The following is an 18495-nucleotide window of genomic DNA, read 5'->3' as shown; positions in this document are numbered from 1 at the left end:
AGGGTTTAAAGAAATGAAATCAGAAGAACGGGTAACCGTTCCTCAGAACAATTACTCTTCAGCAATCTTTACTTTAACTTTCAAGATACTGATAGGCTCAAGTTTTTTCCACATAACTGTGGAATTCTTGTCAAAAACAAACTCATTGACATTCTTGTCAGAGAAAACACCATCGACTTCGTAGACAAAGAATCCTTCCTCGCCATTTGTGGAAACAATATTATCCTGGCCGTGAACGTCTTTTACTTCAACAACTGCTGCTTTCTTAAGTGCCTGAAGCAATGTTGCACCCTTTTCAACTTCAACAGTCCTGGAAGGTGCAAATATATCAAGTGCATGGAAAATATTCTTGTTATTAAGCTGCAGGACATGGGTCTTTCCATAAACCTTGCGCTGTATAAGGTCAGCATCTTCCAGTATATTTGCGTGCTTTGCAGCAACTGGCACAGAGATGCTGAGTTCCCTTGCGAGTTCTGATATGTGCATTTCGCCCTCAGTCAGCCTTTGAAGCATCCTGAGTCTGGTTTCACTTCCAAGAGCGCTAAACAGCTTAAGACGGTCAGTATGCTCTGGATTCTCGGATTCATTGTTATCGAGAGTGCTCATAATTAGAAGTAATTCATGTGTACCATATATAGTTTTCTGCGAAAACAGCCCATCAAACGGTTCGTATCTTGAAAAAATAAAAAAATAAAACTAAAAATACCAATAATAAAAAGAAAAGTAATAATAAATATAACTTACTTGCGTAATGCTTGTGTCTGTATATACAATTTCTCATCAAGAGAGCGCAAGTCAGTTGCGACAAATTCATGCGTCAGATAATCAGGAGACACCATATCAACTATCTGCGAGCAATTCTCACTTGAAAATGGCATATGCTGATCCATCTGGTCCAGTATTCCCATCACAGACATCAATCGTTCATGGAAAGGCAATTCTCCAAAACCTTGCGGAATTTCCAGATCCATAGAGTTGCGCATGAACTCGCCCGACAGACTGCAATGAAAATGCATTCCTTCTATTTTCTTAATGAAGTCCTCCGAATGTCTGGAAAGAAGATCAAGAACTACGTTGATAGAGCAATTTTCGTCATCACATTTCATTGTGGCATTCATCAGGTGACCCGTATCAAGAACAAAAGCCCAGTTATCAAAATCAAGCAATGATGAAAAGTATTCAACATTCATAGAATCAAGGAATGTAAGTCCCGGCCACCACAGATTTTCAAAGAACAATCTAACCGGGGGCTCTCCATCAGGATAAACAGAAACAGCTTTATTCAAAAAATCTGCTGTCGTTTCAAGCACATCATTATCTGTGCAGTTAAAACAGCGTGTGTAGACCTGTTCCAGTTCCGCATAAGATACATGAAAAACCGCATATTCCGCCTCCAGAATATGAGCATTATCAAGGGCTTTTCTGAAAGTCCCAATCACTTCTTCCTGGCTTCCACCGCCAAAAACATAGATCCTTTCAAACTCCTCCATATCCTGTGTGAATACAGACGGATCAGCCCATGCCCTGTGCCTTCCCATCCAGTAAGGCAGGTGGACTCCTACAATCAGATCCTTTGGTACACCATCAGGAAGAGGGGAGGAATCCACAAAAAGTTCCAGGCCATCAAGATCATGCCGAACAAGGAAATTCCGTATCTTTCCCCAATCAGAATCAAACATTTTCATGTCATTCTCATACAAAGAGAAGTTCACCGTCTCTTTCATAACTTAATCACCTAATCCTGCGGCACCTGTAAACACAAACCTTTGTGGTCACAGTTTTTTGCCATCCATGCAGTAACACGGACCCAGTTGTCTACAATCAGATCCTTTTCATCAGTCAATTCATCAAATGGAACGAAGTCATCCATTCCAAGCATTCCGGGAAGAGATTTCATCACAGAAACCGCAACTCTCCTGCCGGCAGTTTCCGGAATAAGACCCCATGAAATCTCGTCAACAATATGCAGTATCGTACCGGTTGCCCCTACAAGTACCGGATTTTTGGACATCTCCCTGAGAACTTTCAGGAAAGCTGCTTTGCGGTTAGCACCATTAAGTCCTGAGGCAACTTTCCAGTAATCAGCTTCTGATATTCCGAAACGTTCAAGCCTTACAAGCATATCCCTCTGGGAAAGAGGACTCAGATCAGATTGAAGTTCAAGTGCTTTGTGAGTACATTCAATGACAGCCTTGCCAATAAGTTCCCCAAGTTTGGAATGCTGCCCAGCATCTGTCAGAGTTAAAGAGCTTGTTCCGTCACAAACTACTGCAATCATATCAGTTCCGGAACCTGTGGCAATAGAATTTGAATAGCGGCTTGGTGCCATGAGTTGCTGCAGGGCAGCAGCCTTTGCCTCACTTGCAGTTATGATTGACCTTGTCATCGCATATTCCGGCATATCGGCACCAATGACAAGAATAAGATTAATTGTACCCTGAATAAACTGATGTGAACCCCCTTCCTGATAATAAGATGCTGGATCACCGGCACGCCCTCCATTGACTTCAATACCGGCAGTCATTATAGCAGTAACTTCAACTCCGCGGAAAGATTTCGTAACTATTGCAACGTTGTCCATGTTGGCAGCTGTCAACAACCCGGAAGAAGTATCGGGGTCAGTCCCGATTCTTTCTGCAATAATACGAAGATAAGCAGGAACACTACCCCCTTCAAGTTCTTTTGGTGCATGCTTTCCTTTTGGAATCATGTGATTGAAAACTGCCCTGACATCTTCACGATATCCACCGTTTAGCCATGAAGTTGTAAGTGTTTTGCGACCTTTTGGCAAGCTAACAAGAATGGAATCGCTGAATCTGTAAACTTTTTCCTTACTCGTGGTCTCAAAAAGAAGAGTGCTTTTCCTTTCCGCACTCCTGCTGTCTTTTGCAGGACTTGTACCTGCATCCGCCCCGTTTGTGGTTCTGGAAGTCATGGAATATTCTCCAGGATATAATAAAATTGACAACAAGTGTAATAGAGGGGCAGCTTGGACCTGATTGCACAGCTTACCACCAGCATATGTAAATACACATGATCTGCCCTGCGACTAAATCCGGTTACACGGAGGATTTGGTTGCACAGGACATTAATGAATATATCACTGAGTGTTTTAAATATCTTTTCAAACGGAACGGAGCTGGAGTTATGCCCTCGTTTCCTCACGATCATGTGATGCAGATGCAACATTTGCATTTCCTGATTTCAAAAGCTTTGAAACATAGAACCTTGCCCATGCGAAGATAAACAACGAACCCAGAATGTTTCCTGTTACCATTCCCCACCATACACCAATAAGTCCCATGTCCAGACTGAATGCAAAAATAACTGCAAACAGGGGAACGAATATAAGAGCACGTAAAATGGACGCAAAGAGCGCATTCATGCCTTTGCCAACGCCCTGGAACAGAGAGGATGAAAGTAAACCAAGAGAGACAGTCGGGTAGAATATGCAGATGATCCTCAAAAATAAAGTAAGGTCATTTGTGATATGTGATGCACTTTCTGATTGTGTGAACACCCATGCAATCTGGGGAGCTAACACATAAGTAAAGACAGCTATCACTGTTTCCACTACAAGACCCACTTTCATGGAATATATGTGCGTGAAAGAAACTTTATCATAGGAACCTTCACCATATGAAAAACCGGCTAGCGTCACAACTGCTGTGGCTATTCCTATAAGAGGGGCGATTGCAATGGTAACAACACGCCATCCCACAGTGTAGACAGCCACACCATCAGTATCACTTACAGCGATTATGATAACATTCATTACAAGCATCATAAGAGCCATTGAGGTCTGCTGCACCGACGCAGGAACTCCGACACGGAAAATATCCATGAGAATTCCTTTTTCAAAGTGGAAATCCTTGAAATCAAATGTGATGTATGTGTCCTTCCTGAAAAACAGCCAGTTAACCATTATAACTGCGGTAACACCCATTGAGATTACTGTTGCCCATGCTGCGCCTGAAACACCAAAATCCAGAGTATAAATGAATATCGGATCAAGTATGATGTTCAATACAGAACCGAATATCATGGCATACATAGCTCTTTTAGTATCACCTTCACTTCGCAGGATAGCATTTGCAACGTTGGTGAAGAAAAGGAGAATACTTCCTCCAAAGATGATCTTTCCATACAAACTGGCCATTGGTGCTGTCTTGCCTGCACCTATGAGAACGAATATAGGTTCAGCAAAAGTGTACAGGGGAATTGTAAAAAGAGCTGAAAGAATCAGCATCAATATCATTGTGTGAACTGCAACATTATCAGCCCCGCATTTATCCCTTGAACCAAGTCTGCGGGAAATTGCCGAACCTGCACCAACACCGAGACCGTTTGACAATGCAATTATCACAAAGAAAAACGGGAAAACAAAACCTACGGCTGCCAGGGCATCAGCTCCAAGACCTGAAACCCAGAATGTGTCCACTAAATTATAAAGTGTCTGGATTGACATCCCAAGCATGATTGGCAATGCCAGTTTGAGCATTGCTTTTTTAGGATCACCAAGCATGGCCTTCATGCCGGGAGTAGTTTCACCAAGTCCTGCTTTTGGTTCAGGACCATCAACACAATTATTTACAGTCATTTGAAGCCTTCTTTATTTCATTTTCCGAAGCAATGTTCATTGCTGCCTTTTCGACAAGTGATATGAACATAGCTTTTTCATCATCTTTCAAGCCGCGAAGCAGCACATCATTAAGATTTACACCAACCTCCATCAGGATCGGACCCATCTTGCGACCTTTTTCTGTAAGGTAGACACAGTAGGCGCGTTTGTCATTTGGGTCGCGTTTTCTTATCACGTAACCCTGATCCTCAAGTTTGTTCAGAGAACGGGTTATCGTAGCCCTGTCGTATCGCAACATATTGGCAAGCGATTCCTGACTGACACCATCATGATGAAGCAGGCGCATGAAAAATGGAAATTGTCCGCTTCCCAGTCCATAAGGTTCCAGGGCATTTGAAAGATAGATATTGATAGACCTGAACAGGTGAGAAATATCGCGGCCTATGCATTCGTTTTTTCCTATGCACGTGCAGGAATCAGATTTATCGTTCAATTCGGAAGATATAAGGCTAGAAGTCATTAAGGTCACCATAATGTTGCTATCGCAATTATTGCAAACGCAATTGTTGCATATGCAAGTAACCTATAAAAGCATATACTATGAGAAAAACAGAATAAAAAATGAAAGAACATTAATCAACAAAAAGCTCAACGCCCATGAGCTCAAGGAAAATCTCTTCCAGTGACGGGACTATGGTACGCATTTCAACAATATCCCCGCCTTTTGAAGCAACCCATTTAGTTGTCTTGTTGACTACATTGATATCGTTTGTGATTACCACATAACTTTCATCAACTTCCTTGACAACTTCAGAGATAGTATAGTCTGCAATATCATCGACCTTAAACTCAAGACGATACTGGATCTTACCATACTCTTTCCTGATCTCTTCGGCAGTGCCAAGTGTTACAAGCTTTCCGCCTTTTAAAATCAGTATCCTGTCACAAAGGCTTTCCACCTGATACAGGTTATGAGCACTGAATATAATGGTCTTACCTGATTGCTTCAGGGAACGCACATAATCCGTGATGTACCTGGAAGTCATTGGGTCAAGACCTGATGCAGGTTCATCATAGATAAGGACATCAGGGTCATTGATTAGTGAGCGCGCAATAGCAACTTTTCGTTTCATACCTTTTGAAAGATCACCTATTTTCTTGCCATCCGGGTTGAGAGCAAGATCAAAAAGAAGTTCACGTATCCTTTTCTTAGCAAGGTCCTTGGGAACACAGTAAAGCTCTGCAAAGTACATGAGATAATCGTCTACTTCCATGCCCTCATAAAGAGGAGACTCTTCCGGAAGAAAACCGAGGAAAGACTTAATTTCAACTGCATCTGCGGATATATCCAGATCTTTCATATGGATAGAACCGGATGTGGGCCTGATTAGACTGCTGAGCATTTTCAGAGTGGTAGTTTTACCGGCACCGTTTGGTCCGACTATTCCGAAAATCTGCCCTTTTCCCACTGAGAAAGAAAGGTTATCAACGGCTACAAAATCGCCATATTCCTTGCGAAGTCCTTTAACTTCAATGATAGAAGGTTCCACACATAGACTATGAAACTACCTATATATAAATTCAATTATAAAATAAAACGAAGCATAGTTGGATAACAACTATGCCAATAAGACCTTAGTTCTTATACATGTGCACATCCAGTTGAGGGAATGGAATCTCAATATCCTGTGCACCGAATTCTGCATGAATAGCTATTGTAAGGTCGTTCTTTACACCCCAGAAGTCTGATGTGTTAACCCATGCACGAAGTTGTAGATTCACTGATGAATCTGCAAGTTCTGTGGTTATAACTGCAGGTGCCGGGTCTGCCAGAACACGGGAATCTCTTTTAATAACATCCATGGCAATTGCAACTGCCTTAGGAACATCTGTGGAATAACCTACACCCACATCAACAGCCACTCTTCTGGTGGGCATACGGGTTGCATTCACAATAGGGCTTCCCCACACAAGTTTGTTAGGCAAGGTTATGAACTGGTTATCAGGTGTGAGAAGTTCTGTTGCCATTATTCCCACTGCATGTACTGTACCAGACATGCCATTAACTGTAACATAGTCTCCTTTATCAAGCGGCCTGAGGGAAGCAATCCATATACCTGCAGCCAGGTTGTTAAGAGAATCCTGCATACCAAATCCAAGAACTAAGCCAATAACTGCTGAAAGTCCGACTACGACTGAACTTATGTCAACTCCAAGTGCGCTGACTACTGCCAGTAACACACCCACATATAGCAGGGCGCGCAGGAAACGCACAAGGAATTCAATTATCAGTTCCGGAAGTTTTGTCTTTTTCAATCCTTTGCGGAACGTACCTGAAAGCACTCCCGCAATAACAATTCCGGCAACAAGCACCACAAGAGCAAATACAATACTTGCTACTGTGATATCTGTATAAGGAATTGTCTGAGATAAAATATCTGCCATTTATCACAACTCCACTAAATAATAGAAATTTGAAAGACTTGTTGTTAAATACTGGGTGCTTCAGGACATATAACTCTTTTTAATTTATATACATGGGATTTTTATGAAATAGATATTAATATAATAGATTACTAATAAAATAATTACTATGCCTGGCTGGTTAACTATCGCAAAATGGGAGTTGATGCGTTCAAAGCTCAAATTTGATACGCGCTCAATAATCATGCTCGTAATATCACTCATACTCGTAATAGTGGCATCCTACGCCGCATCACAAACCGGGATGAGCATGAACCAGAAAATATACCTTGTAGCTTTTTCGCAGCCAGAGGTGCAACCAATTATCCAGACAGACCAGCGCTTTGACTACATGCTTGTAGACAGGTTTGAGGCTGCCGTTTATTATGAATACGGAGCCGACATGGCAATTATAGGAAATAATGTCTACCTCAGCGACACAAGAAAAGCTGCATCTGCGGGTGATGCACTGGAAAACACATTCATAGAATACAGGGAACTTGTGCTCACATCATACAATGATATAAACAACAGTCACCCGGTCTGGGTCACAGTCCATGACCTTGAAAGGCCGCAGGACTTCCAGCTTGCAGGATCCACAGATACGCTGGATGAACTCAACAGAGGTTACAATAGAACAGCAGCGCTTGACAACATCCCTGGTGGTCGTGAAGCTGCAAGCGGTAGTGGCAGCGGACGTGTAAGAACAGGTTCATCAACAATATCTCCCGAAGACATCGAAGCACTGGATGCCATGGAAGGAAAGACATTCTTTGAGAAGCAGACCCTCTCAACACCATCAAATTTCAATCCGCCTGTACCTTTTACAGCAATACTTTATGCATTCCTGTTCATATTCCCGATATATTTCGTTTCACAATTTTATTCTACAAGCCTGATGGATGAACGTACCAACCGCAAGGGTGAACTCATACTTATAGCACCGCTAAGAAGCAGGGATGTTGTTATTGGCAAGACAGTTCCATACCTTGTAATAACAATGGCAATACAGGCAGCTATAACTCTTTACATAATCGGAGTGCCATCAACACTTGCAGATCTGGAAAGAGTTGTTCTGATACTGGCTGCAATACTTCCGGTAATACTACTCTTCTTTGCACTCTCATTTTACAGTGCAATCCTTTCAAGAAGTTTCAAGGAACTTACTTTTGCAAGCGTTTTCCTTTCAGTCGTAATCTCAGGTTACCTGTTCTTCCCGGCAATGTTTGCAAACATTCACGCAATTAGTTCCATTTCCCCTATTACCCTAATAGTCAGGCTCATAGAGGGAGAAGCAGTACCCATGAATACATACCTGTTCTCAACATTACCGTTCTACCTTGTGGCAGGAGCAGTGTATGCATTTGGAACTTCAATTTTCAGGGAAGAGGATCTGTTCACCCAGAAATCAATCGGGTCAAAGATAATAGACTGCTTTGAGATGTTCCTTACATACCGTTACGGTTCTGTATTTTTCCTCAGCATAATCTTCATCCCGGTAGTATATATGACACAGCTCATGCTCATTGTCATGCTCTTCAACCTGCCGGTTCCGTATTCAATAATTGCAATGATAATCCTGTCAGCACTGGCTGAAGAGATAGTCAAATCCATTGGAATTTATACACTTTTCAAGAGAAAGATAAGCGAGATTACATTCAAAAATGCTGTTAAGCTTTCAGTACTTGCAGGTGCGGGATTCTTTGTGGGAGAAAAAGCTGTTGCAGTCCTTACACTTGCACCTATTGCAAGTTCAGCGTTCGGAACGGTAATGACAATGGGTGCATTACTGTTGATACCACTTCTCCTGCATATAACAACCATAATTATCAGCTCACTGGTAATGTACTGGAAAGGCCCGGATGCCTACAAATATGCAGTCGTAGCAGCAACAATATTCCATACCATATATAACATGACAATTCTCAGGGGGCTGTTATTCTGAGCGGAGCAGGGAATTCATGCAGGAAAATGAAAACTGTTGCAAAGAAGGAATTCAAAGACCTTCTTACAGAGAAAACTTTCATACTTGCTATTATAATCCAGCTTTTCATAGCATCGTTCTCAACATTCCTCGTCATAGGCCTGACATCATTCTATGACCCAACAGCACTTGGAAATGTTGACTTTGAAGGAGTGAACATAGGAGTTGTCGGAACCGCAGATGATGAACTTTACCAGATACTGATTGAAAACAATGTGCAAACTTACCTATATGACGATTTCATTCCAGCCTACGGAGACTTCTTTGACCGGAAAATAGATGCAATCATAGTGACGCCTATTGGAACAGCCGAAGGCACAGACCTTCTCAATGTTGATATATACCTGCCAAAATCAGAAATTAAAGCCACTGTCATATCTCTCCAGCTGAAGGAATCACTGGAACAATACGAACAGGGTGTCAGGGATGTCAGGACACAGAGACTTCCGGGATATTCACCCATAGATTTCAACATCATAAAGAGAGGAGTACGTGCTTCCTCAACATTCTTTGAATTCGTTTATGTGGCACTGCTGCCACTGCTGGTGTTCACACCTGCATTCATTTCTGGCGGCCTTGTAATTGATTTTATTACTGAAGAATATGAACGCAAAACAATGGACCTGCTTCTTGCATCTCCGGCATCTTTGCTTGAAATAATAAGCGGCAAAGCCATACTCGCCATTCTTGTAGTACCGGTACAATCATTTGTATGGATGCTGCTCCTTTCTATGAACAGAATATCCATAGATAATTCACTCCAGATTTTGCTGGTAGTCACTCTGATAGCAGGAGTGCTGGTATTCTCAAGTACAATAATTGCAGTGTTCTTCAAAGACAGGGGAGTAGCACAGCTGCTGTACTCACTTGTGTTGATATTCCTGTTCATGTCGTCGTACCTGTTCACAAATTCCCCGCTTAACCTTGTAACAAGGCTTTCTATCAATAGCATTCCTGTAATTGAAAGCTGGACATGGACCGGCCTTTATCTTGTTCTGGCACTGCTGCTCTACATGGCAACAATGTTTGTAATCAAAAAAGACCCACGTAACATTTGAAAAATATGAACGGAAGATAATGATGCGACTGATCAAGCTGCTATTACTTACCATAATCCTGATAGCATTCATAAATCCCGTAGATTCAACTGCAATTAAAGAGGAAGACATATGGATCTTCCAGGGTTCGTATGAACTTGGAGTAGGAGAAAGGGCATACCTTGAAGGCTTCACAGTGAAAGTAAACGGGTTAGATAGTGATAATATAACAACTGCAACTCTGTTAATATACAGTAACTCCGTTTTTATGGAATCTTTTGAAGTGGATTCAGGAGTCAATAATGAATACATCTATGACGGAGAGTTAAAGATCAATGTCGCATCCATTGAAAATTCTAAAGTTTCCCTGGAAATTTACAAACATAAATCGGAGCTTGTGTGGGTCACTGATATTCCAAAGACTGCATTTAAGACAGGAGATTCCCTGACAGGAAACGACTACCGCATTACACTAAATGGGATTAATGAAGGAGTAGCAGAAGTAGTTGTCAACCTTGACGGGGAAGAGTACGAGAGAACATACACAAGTGGCGCTTATGAAAAGTTCTCAGAAGATTTCATGATTAATATTGTGTACGTCAACAAGAACACACAGGAAGTCTTCATCGAAACACTCAAACCTGGCGAACCTCAGATCCAGATCGATGCAGGTAATATTCAGGAAAGTTATGAGCCGGATGATTATGTGGAATATGAACTTGTGATCACTAATAACGGATCAATACCGCTACACGGAATCATACTCACAACTGAATGTGACGATGGAAAAGTTGAGCTTGTAACACAGCAGCACTCAATACTTGAACCAGGGAAGAAGAAAAAATTCCAGATACGTGTAAAGCCTGATGTTGAACCTGTTACCAGGAATATCACAATCACTACCAGTGTGGAAGGTTACGATTACAGGGGAAATGAATACAACAATGAGAAAGACACAGAGGCAACTGTAAATTCGTATATTTCCATTGAAAAGGAAGTCATTTCCAAAGAAAAAATATCAGAAGATCCGGAATTTGGAACTGAACAGTATTTCCAGATAAACATTACAGTTGCCAATAAAGCAAATTTCCAGACTGCAGTTACAGTCACCGATATTTTGCCACCTGAATTCATACCAAATGATATTGAAAGCACTGAATGGTCAATGGCACTTAATGCAGGAGAAACAAAGAGTATTGGCTATTTTGCATCCTCAACCGAACCGGGAGATTTTACTTTTGAGCCAGCCACTGTTGTATGGAAAGATAGCGGTGAAACTTACAGCATGCAGTCTAACCCTATAGAAGGAACATTCCATGTCAGCGGTTCAAAAGTTATGTTACAGAAAGAAATCACTTCCAGCTACATGGTTGTAGGAGAAACTATTGATGTTATTCTCAAAGTCACAAATGACGGGGACAAGGATATCGATATCTCTTTCAGGGAAGATATGCCGGATGAACTCACTTATGTCGTAGGAGAAAGGCAGTGGCATGGAACACTGGCAGCCGGCGACGTAAAAGAGTTCACATATACTGTAAAGGCTGAAAGAGCCGGGGAATACTACCTGCCTGAAACTGAACTTAGTATTACGGATGAAAATGATAAGAAGGATAATGTGGTCTCAGATGAACTTTTCCTTTTCATTGATGACATACCCGCGGAGGTAGAAGAGGAAAGCTACGAAGAGACTTACAATCAGGTTGATGCCTCATCAGCATACTCCAGTGATACAACAGTTGCAGACCCAGATATTACAAGTGTTGAAATCATGAAGTTCCTTGTTTCATCTTTTGCAACACTTTTCACTGTTATTGCAATCGTACCGACTTTTGCATATTTATTTATATCCAGAGTATATAAGTAAAGTAAAAATATTAATCAGGAATTGAGTATGAATATTGCAGCGTTTATAGGATCTTCGATGCTTTTTGCCCTGTTCGCCATTGTAGTGCTCTTTGTCCTGATAAATATGTCATCACGACTTGCACTTATTATTTTACTGATAATCCCGCTTGCATTCATACTTGTTATTCCTGACATATCAATAGCTTTTCTTTCCATCCAGCAGATGTCACTTGCAAACGGACTTGTACCGGTGAATAATTTCCACATATTGCTCATGATATGGTCAACACTCATAGGTGTCATCCTGTACACAGAATTCCTGACATGGTATCTTGGAAAGGGCATGAGGATGAAGAAAAATTCCGATGGTTCTATGAAAGCCGGAGTTTCCTCAACCCTGGATAAAGGCTTGTATGATTTTGTTGGGAAAGTCAGAGGAATCCTTAACCGCAAGAAATAATCTGCGCAAAAGTGTTATGCAAATAGCACATCTTTTTACACATAATTATGTGAGGGATATTCCTGGGTGCCGAAGAACTAATGGAAAGCAATAATGAAATAGCAACTGCCACTGAAGAGTTTAAACCACAAGCATGGAGAGCAGGACTTTATTCTGCCATATATCCCGGACTGGGACAGATGTATAATGGAGACTTTAACAGAGGAGCTTTTTATTTTGTCCTTGCCTTCATACTCATAATCACATTTTATTTCGTAATAACGTTCTTTATTTTCATTGTATTCTGGATCTACAACATATACCAGGCTTATAGCTATGCCAGAAGTTTCAGTAAAGGCATCAATAAAGATGAATAGAAAAGTGAAGACAAAAAGACGTAACTAAAAAAGAGCAAAAAAAGAAGAGCTATATGCCCCTCTTATGCAGGATTATTTCTGTTATATGGTGCTGCTGCAAGTGATGAAACACCGCTTGCTCCGATAGAACCGTAAACCGGCTGTGTTGGTGCAAGCCAAACTGTTCCTGTTCCTTCAAAAGTCTGGAGGAGACCTTCGCCTGATGTAAGCTTTCCTGCAATTCCTTTGCCTGATCTTTCAACACTGAATTTCACTGAATCAGATCTTAGAAGGGCAAAGTTTCCGTCAACCTGGAGACGTTCGTTGTCAAGATTATATTTCAGGATCTCAGTCATAGGAACCGGGCTTTCAAGTATGCATGTACCTGTTCCGCTAATCTTTGTCTGGAACCATCCTTCGCCACCAAAGAGACCTGCTGAGATATTCTTCTGGGAAGCTACCCCTACTTCAAGGCTTGATTCAGCGCAGTAGAAAATGCCCTTGTCCACGATTATAGAACCATTGTCAAGACTTACCACGATGAAATGACTGAAACTTGGCTCAAGGAATACCTCTCCAGTACCCTTATAAAGCGGATTGAATGCAGATTCGTTTGTGAGCTTGTTTTTGATCATCTTCTTTGCAAGGCCACCGACACCACCTATGTTAGCATCACATGTGATGTTACCTTTCTGGAAGTAAAGAGCTCCAGGCTCCACGATTACACCGCTGTTGTTTAATGTGACCTTTACCTGCTTAAGGGTCATACCTGCCTGCTGAATATAGTACAGATGCCTTGCAAGTGAAGGGTTCTTGCTTCCTGTGAGAGATTTATACTCTATAATCTCTGCTTTGAAATTTCCTTTATCGACACTATCAAGAACGTTAATGTTGTTATAGAATTTACTTTCCGCTATAATACCACATCCAGATTGGAGAAATCACATTAAGGTAGATTAATTTTGCTTTTTCATTCGGATAATATATTAATATATGACATATAAATATATCTAAACTGTAAAATCAATATGTACTCTAACCCGATAAAACATGGCAAAGAACCATACAAAATTGCAGTTATACATGGCGGCCCCGGAGCTCCCGGAACTGTAACTGACATGGCTGAGCAACTTTCAGACAGACATAGTGTACTGGAACCTTTACAGACTGCTATGAGTGTTGACGGGCAGATTAATGAACTTAAATTGATGTTGAAAAAACATGCAAAATTGCCAGTGACCCTTATAGGACACTCATGGGGATCATGGCTGGCTTTCATGTTCACTGCAAGTTACCCGGCTTATGTCAGAAAGCTAATTCTTGTGTCCAGCGGGCCATTTGAGGAGCATTATGCCAGACTGATTATGTCCACCAGACTTGAAAGGCTTGGTGAGACTGGAAGACAGGAATACCTGCACCTGAGTACAAGCATGAATGACCCTGCTGCGCGCAATAAAAATATTGCTTTTACAAAATTTGGAAAACTGATTTCTGATGCTGATTCTTTTGAACTGGAATCAATGTGGGAGATTAATCCGGTATTCTGTCATGACTGCTATGATCTGAATAAAAGGGTATGGGAAGAAGCCGATTATCTGAGAAGATCAAAAAAGCTCTTAAAAATGGGAAAAGACATACACTGTCCGGTAGTTGCCATACACGGAGACTATGACCCGCATCCATACCAAGGTGTAAAGGAACCTCTCTCAAAGACACTGGATGACTTCAGGTTCATCCTGCTTGAAAACTGCGGACACTATCCGTGGCTTGAAAAGCATGCATCCAGTGAGTTCTACAAGGTTCTGGAAAAAGAGCTTGAAAGTTAAAGAAAAAACAAAAAAAGACTGATGAATAATTATTCATCAGCAATGTTGTGATAGTAATATTCTCCCTTGGATTTTTGTTCCCTGTCAAGCCTTGAGTCCTTTTTGTTGACCCTTGGCCGGGAAGTATCTTCATCACGTCTGAATGTGATATCCAGATTTGCAAGGAACTTGTTCATACCATCCTGCATGCTGGATGGTTCATGAGCCTTACCGTAGACTGCCGGTTCACCTTCAAACACAATGAGACGCTCACTGAGCATGTCTATCATGTAAATATCGTGGTCAACAACCATTGCAGTTTTACTGTTGTTCTCGGCGAACCTCTTAATGACTTTTGTTGCCATTGAACGCTGCTCAACGTCAAGGTGAGCACTTGGTTCGTCAAGAATGTACATGTCAGCATCCTGACAGAGACATGCTGCAATAGCAACCCTCTGGAGTTCTCCTCCACTGAGCTCTGTGAGCATGCGTTCATAGAGTCTTTCAATGTTCAGTGGTTTTGCAATCTCAGTCTGGAAATAACTGCTATTGAATTTACTGGAAAGACCGCCCAGGAAATAGCGAACCTGCATAGGACTGTCAGCTTTGATGTACTGAGGCTTGTATGCTATCTTGATGTCAAGGTCAAGTTTACCTTCATCAGGCTCCACTTCACCTGCAAGTATCTTGACAAATGTGGACTTACCGATACCGTTGGGACCGACAATTCCCAGAACTTCTCCTTCTTTCAGTGAACCGCCATCGGTTGAAAGTCCAAAGCCTTCACCGTATTTCTTGGAGAATGCATCATAGTCTACAAGTGTGTTTATATCAGTTTCAACTCTTGGAGGGTGAACCTCAAACTTAATTGCTTCAGGTCTTACACGCACGTTCTCTTCTGGCAGGAAACCTTTAAGATACTGGTTGATTGCGATACGCACACCTTTTGGATGGGTGATGACACCATATCCACCGGGCTCACCGTATGCAACGTGTACTGCATCGGCAAGCATGTCAAGTATAGCAAGATCGTGCTCTACAACAAGAACCGCCTTGTCTTCAGAGATCTCCTGAATGAGCTGTGCGGTGTTAATACGCTGGTAAATATCGAGATATGGACTTATTTCATCAAAGAAGTAGAAATCCGCATCTTTAGCTGCACAGGCTGCAATGGCAACTCTCTGGAGTTCCCCACCACTGAGCTCTGTGATTTTACGGTCCATTACATGTGAGAGATTGAGACGTTCAACGAGTTCAGGGAGTTTGCCGCGCTCATCGGTCTTGTCAAGGAGTTCACTTGTCTTGCCCTTGAAAGCCTTTGGAATCATATCCACATACTGTGGTTTCTGTGAGACTTTTATGTCACCATCGACTACATCACTGAAATAATCGTAAAGAGCTGTACCTGCATAGTGTTCAAGAACCTTTTCCCAGTTACTGTTATCCTCTGAGAAGTTAGGGACCAGAGTACCGGAAAGGATCTGTACTGCGGTACTTTTACCGATACCGTTAGGACCAAGGATACCTGTTACTTTTCCAATTTGTGGAATCGGCAGGCCATATAGGGCAAAGCCATTAGGACCGTACCTGTGGGTTGGTTCGGTGAGTGCCTCCGGAAGACCAATTATCATTATAGCTTCAAAAGGACATTTGTGGACACATATTCCACAACCTACGCACATTTCTTCGGAGATTATTGGTTTTCCGTCTTCCCCAAAGATGATGGTCTCGTCACCCGTCCTTACACGGGGACAGTATTTTTCACATTCGTGACTGCAACGTCTTGGCTGACACCTGTCTTTGTTCAATATGGCAATTCGCATGTAAGATCCCTGTTAATAAAACTATCAATAAAATAGAGTGTTAAAAGATAAAAAATAGAAGATCAATTCAGAAGCAATGTCCATGTTACAAGACAGAAGTCAACAACTATGAACTCTACGTAGAACCAGTCCTTAAAACCAAACTCTTTGGGCTTTATCTTGAATATCGGGAATGAGAATTTCATGACATAGAAGGAAATACCGACTATGAACATCATTATTACATACCATTTAATGGTGGGGTCATCACCGACACCAAGCTGCATATAGGCAATTGCACCTGCTACTATACCTAAAATAGCGGCAACTGCCGTTTTGATGATTCCCTCCTTATGAGCCTGCTTCTTTTCCTCCGGTGTTTTCATCTTGAACTGTGTCTTACCGGGGCGGGAAGGAGTAGGAGCTGGTTGCGCATCATCAGCGGGCTTTACTTCATTTTTAGCCACTGATGACTTTTTCTTGGATGATTTTGACAAATTGATCTGATCTCCTGGTACAACTTGGATAGTGTGGGTACTATAAAATCAAGTACTTATATAAATGTTTATCCTGCCAAGGAGAACTTCATACAAATTCATTGCTAAGTACATTTTCGATCTTATCAATAGAAAGTGCATTAAAACCGATGGAATCGAGGTGTTTTGCAAATCTTCCGGGGCGATGGCCGTTGGGATGATAGACAACCGTAAACTCCGGATCGATGTTCTTTACCATATCTTCAAGCCCGCGTGCGTCAAGATGATCACTTATCTGGATTGCAGGATAGCGATAATCACTGCGCCCTGTCATGACAAATTTGGAGATATTTGATGGGAGTTTGTCAAGGTCCCAAGGTGGTACTATACTTATACTGTCACCGCAGCAATTGCCGAGATATTCCAGTTCCCCGGCATCCTCTAGAAGAGTTTTTGTAAGGGAAAGTGACTGGTCATCCATTTCTATGACACCTTCATAACCAAATCCCCTCAGAAGTTCCACAGCTCTTTGCGCTTTGCCGAATGCATAGGCTCCAAAAGCAATTGAAGGATTGTCCCTGAAAGCATTCTCAAAACCTTCCAGGTCATCATCAAAGAAGCAGGTTGTGTCCCCGGGGTCACCGTAGTTGGCTTCGGTAATAAGAAGGTCACATTCAGGAAGCATGGAAGCGTCTTTCACATCGCCTGTGACAAGTATGCGGGTTCCCACTTCGTTTTCCCACATGAATGCCACAGAGCCAACAGTATGGAAATTAGGGAATGTGTGAACTTTTACACCACTGACCTCAATTGTTTCCCCGACTTTGAATGTCCTGCCTGCATACTTGCGATCATGACGTATCTCAAGTGCAAGGGCGGTCTTTTCAGAGCAGACTGCACGGTCAGAAAGCATAGCAGACTTGCCGTTATGATCAGAATGTGCGTGGGTGATGAGATAAGCATCAGGTTGCTGGTATTTGGCAGGAGTTCGGGTTGTATCAATAGAAAAAGTTACAAGTTTTCCTTCGGTTGACCTGAACTTAATAGAAAGATGAGGTTTAAACGAACCGCGGGAATTCTTCTCCCTGAAAACCATTACACCAAGATCAACCAGTTCTTTCAATTTCTGCATCCCTCGAAACTGGAATGAGCTTAAGCTATTTACGCTTTTTCAAAAACAGATAAAAACAGGATGTTGTGAATTGAATAATACAGGAATAAAAGCAAGAATAAAAAACAAAAGTCAGGTGCTTAAAGCACCTTTTTAATTTCCTCAAGGAGGATTCCTGAGGTAGTAAGGCCTGTGAAGCGCTTTGCCACTTCTCCGTCTTTGAGAATGATAAGTGTAGGTACTGCCTGAATACCATATTGTGCTGCAAGACTCTGGTTCTGGTCAACATCAATGACTTTTACATCAATCTGACCTGCAAGTTCAGCTTCAACCTTTTCAAGATGAGGCTTCTGCATCTTACAAGGTCCACACCAGGTTGCACTGAAATCTAGAAGTTCCACTTTGCTCATATAATACACCTCTTTATTGTATAGTCGATGAATAAATTATTTTTACTTATCGATACAAGAATGCACCGTCAGTAGGAATTAGTCTTCCTAGTGATAATTTGTCCCCGCAAATTATATGTCTCTTTCGAACGGTGATGCACTTTGCATACACAACCATGTTGGCAATTCTATATAAACATTTC

General features: G+C 41.8%; 18 protein-coding genes. 6 read left to right on the top strand and 12 right to left on the bottom strand.

Going from position 1 to position 18495, the window contains the following annotated elements; translation table 11 throughout:
- Positions 1–51: 51 nt before the first annotated feature.
- The 7 genes from V7O61_RS00480 to V7O61_RS00450 all read right to left on the bottom strand — a co-directional run bounded on the left by V7O61_RS00480 (position 52) and on the right by V7O61_RS00450 (position 7027).
- Positions 52–606 carry a helix-turn-helix domain-containing protein gene (locus V7O61_RS00480; RefSeq protein WP_023845041.1) on the bottom strand — a complete coding sequence of 185 codons (555 nt, stop codon included), beginning with the start codon at positions 604–606 and terminating at the stop codon, positions 52–54.
- A 134-nt stretch (positions 607–740) separates the two neighbouring features.
- Positions 741–1724 (bottom strand): sugar phosphate isomerase, encoded by a 984-nt coding sequence (locus V7O61_RS00475; protein ID WP_407283067.1) that lies wholly within the window; start codon positions 1722–1724, stop codon positions 741–743.
- An 11-nt stretch (positions 1725–1735) separates the two neighbouring features.
- Entirely contained in the window at positions 1736–2935 is a 1200-nt protein-coding gene (locus tag V7O61_RS00470; protein WP_407283068.1) for an adenosylcobinamide amidohydrolase, read from the bottom strand.
- A 210-nt stretch (positions 2936–3145) separates the two neighbouring features.
- A complete protein-coding gene (locus V7O61_RS00465; protein WP_407283069.1) occupies positions 3146–4600 on the bottom strand; it encodes an MATE family efflux transporter in 1455 nt (484 codons plus the stop codon).
- The gene (locus V7O61_RS00460) at positions 4587–5102 is read right to left on the bottom strand and encodes a MarR family winged helix-turn-helix transcriptional regulator (protein WP_407283070.1); all 516 of its coding nucleotides are present in this window, start codon (positions 5100–5102) and stop codon (positions 4587–4589) included. Before V7O61_RS00460 ends, V7O61_RS00465 begins: the two co-directional genes overlap by 14 nt.
- Before the next feature lie 112 nt (positions 5103–5214).
- On the bottom strand, positions 5215–6132 hold the full coding sequence (locus tag V7O61_RS00455; RefSeq protein WP_023845046.1) for an ABC transporter ATP-binding protein: 918 nt from the start codon (positions 6130–6132) through the stop codon (positions 5215–5217).
- A gap of 85 nt (positions 6133–6217) precedes the next feature.
- The gene (locus V7O61_RS00450) at positions 6218–7027 is read right to left on the bottom strand and encodes a mechanosensitive ion channel family protein (RefSeq protein WP_407283071.1); all 810 of its coding nucleotides are present in this window, start codon (positions 7025–7027) and stop codon (positions 6218–6220) included.
- A gap of 148 nt (positions 7028–7175) precedes the next feature.
- Here V7O61_RS00450 and V7O61_RS00445 point away from each other — a divergent pair, with 148 nt between their 5' ends.
- The 5 genes from V7O61_RS00445 to V7O61_RS00425 all read left to right on the top strand — a co-directional run bounded on the left by V7O61_RS00445 (position 7176) and on the right by V7O61_RS00425 (position 12730).
- Positions 7176–8990, top strand: coding sequence for an ABC transporter (locus V7O61_RS00445; RefSeq protein WP_407283072.1), 1815 nt, complete (start codon positions 7176–7178; stop codon positions 8988–8990).
- 26 nt (positions 8991–9016) lie between these two features.
- A complete protein-coding gene (locus tag V7O61_RS00440; RefSeq protein WP_407283073.1) occupies positions 9017–10087 on the top strand; it encodes an ABC transporter permease in 1071 nt (356 codons plus the stop codon).
- Between the two features lie 19 nt (positions 10088–10106).
- On the top strand, positions 10107–11933 hold the full coding sequence (locus V7O61_RS00435; protein ID WP_407283074.1) for a hypothetical protein: 1827 nt from the start codon (positions 10107–10109) through the stop codon (positions 11931–11933).
- 21 nt (positions 11934–11954) lie between these two features.
- A complete protein-coding gene (locus tag V7O61_RS00430; RefSeq protein WP_211232186.1) occupies positions 11955–12374 on the top strand; it encodes a hypothetical protein in 420 nt (139 codons plus the stop codon).
- Positions 12375–12454: 80 nt separating this feature from the next.
- Positions 12455–12730, top strand: coding sequence for a hypothetical protein (locus tag V7O61_RS00425; protein WP_023845052.1), 276 nt, complete (start codon positions 12455–12457; stop codon positions 12728–12730).
- Positions 12731–12792: 62 nt separating this feature from the next.
- Here V7O61_RS00425 and V7O61_RS00420 read toward each other — a convergent pair whose 3' ends face one another.
- Entirely contained in the window at positions 12793–13476 is a 684-nt protein-coding gene (locus V7O61_RS00420) for an AIM24 family protein (protein WP_288070091.1), read from the bottom strand.
- Positions 13477–13737: 261 nt separating this feature from the next.
- On the opposite strand from V7O61_RS00420, the gene V7O61_RS00415 reads away from it, so the two are divergent.
- Positions 13738–14535 carry an alpha/beta fold hydrolase gene (locus tag V7O61_RS00415; protein ID WP_407283075.1) on the top strand — a complete coding sequence of 266 codons (798 nt, stop codon included), beginning with the start codon at positions 13738–13740 and terminating at the stop codon, positions 14533–14535.
- Positions 14536–14564: 29 nt separating this feature from the next.
- Here V7O61_RS00415 and V7O61_RS00410 read toward each other — a convergent pair whose 3' ends face one another.
- The 4 genes from V7O61_RS00410 to V7O61_RS00395 form a co-directional block, all read right to left on the bottom strand.
- A complete protein-coding gene (locus tag V7O61_RS00410) occupies positions 14565–16337 on the bottom strand; it encodes a ribosome biogenesis/translation initiation ATPase RLI (protein WP_023845055.1) in 1773 nt (590 codons plus the stop codon).
- Between the two features lie 62 nt (positions 16338–16399).
- Positions 16400–16813: a hypothetical protein gene (locus V7O61_RS00405; protein ID WP_407283076.1), complete on the bottom strand. Its 414-nt coding sequence runs from the start codon at positions 16811–16813 to the stop codon at positions 16400–16402.
- Between the two features lie 88 nt (positions 16814–16901).
- The gene (locus V7O61_RS00400) at positions 16902–17924 is read right to left on the bottom strand and encodes an MBL fold metallo-hydrolase (RefSeq protein WP_407283077.1); all 1023 of its coding nucleotides are present in this window, start codon (positions 17922–17924) and stop codon (positions 16902–16904) included.
- 119 nt (positions 17925–18043) lie between these two features.
- A complete protein-coding gene (locus V7O61_RS00395; RefSeq protein WP_407283078.1) occupies positions 18044–18313 on the bottom strand; it encodes a thioredoxin family protein in 270 nt (89 codons plus the stop codon).
- Positions 18314–18495: the final 182 nt, after the last annotated feature.

The sequence above is a fragment of the Methanolobus sp. WCC1 genome, from assembly GCF_045690315.1.
In the GTDB taxonomy this organism is placed as follows: domain Archaea; phylum Halobacteriota; class Methanosarcinia; order Methanosarcinales; family Methanosarcinaceae; genus Methanolobus; species Methanolobus tindarius.
This window is presented reverse-complemented; position numbering and strand designations above follow the sequence as displayed.

Coding starts and splice junctions, on each gene's coding strand:
- V7O61_RS00480 (WP_023845041.1), bottom strand. CDS start 606: ATGAGCACTCTCGATAACAATGAATCCGAGAATCCAGAGCATACTGAC.
- V7O61_RS00475 (WP_407283067.1), bottom strand. CDS start 1,724: ATGAAAGAGACGGTGAACTTCTCTTTGTATGAGAATGACATGAAAATG.
- V7O61_RS00470 (WP_407283068.1), bottom strand. CDS start 2,935: ATGACTTCCAGAACCACAAACGGGGCGGATGCAGGTACAAGTCCTGCA.
- V7O61_RS00465 (WP_407283069.1), bottom strand. CDS start 4,600: ATGACTGTAAATAATTGTGTTGATGGTCCTGAACCAAAAGCAGGACTT.
- V7O61_RS00460 (WP_407283070.1), bottom strand. CDS start 5,102: ATGACTTCTAGCCTTATATCTTCCGAATTGAACGATAAATCTGATTCC.
- V7O61_RS00450 (WP_407283071.1), bottom strand. CDS start 7,027: ATGGCAGATATTTTATCTCAGACAATTCCTTATACAGATATCACAGTA.
- V7O61_RS00445 (WP_407283072.1), top strand. CDS start 7,176: ATGCCTGGCTGGTTAACTATCGCAAAATGGGAGTTGATGCGTTCAAAG.
- V7O61_RS00440 (WP_407283073.1), top strand. CDS start 9,017: ATGAAAACTGTTGCAAAGAAGGAATTCAAAGACCTTCTTACAGAGAAA.
- V7O61_RS00435 (WP_407283074.1), top strand. CDS start 10,107: ATGATGCGACTGATCAAGCTGCTATTACTTACCATAATCCTGATAGCA.
- V7O61_RS00425 (WP_023845052.1), top strand. CDS start 12,455: ATGGAAAGCAATAATGAAATAGCAACTGCCACTGAAGAGTTTAAACCA.
- V7O61_RS00420 (WP_288070091.1), bottom strand. CDS start 13,476: ATGACCCTTAAGCAGGTAAAGGTCACATTAAACAACAGCGGTGTAATC.
- V7O61_RS00415 (WP_407283075.1), top strand. CDS start 13,738: ATGTACTCTAACCCGATAAAACATGGCAAAGAACCATACAAAATTGCA.
- V7O61_RS00410 (WP_023845055.1), bottom strand. CDS start 16,337: ATGCGAATTGCCATATTGAACAAAGACAGGTGTCAGCCAAGACGTTGC.
- V7O61_RS00400 (WP_407283077.1), bottom strand. CDS start 17,924: ATGCAGAAATTGAAAGAACTGGTTGATCTTGGTGTAATGGTTTTCAGG.
- V7O61_RS00395 (WP_407283078.1), bottom strand. CDS start 18,313: ATGAGCAAAGTGGAACTTCTAGATTTCAGTGCAACCTGGTGTGGACCT.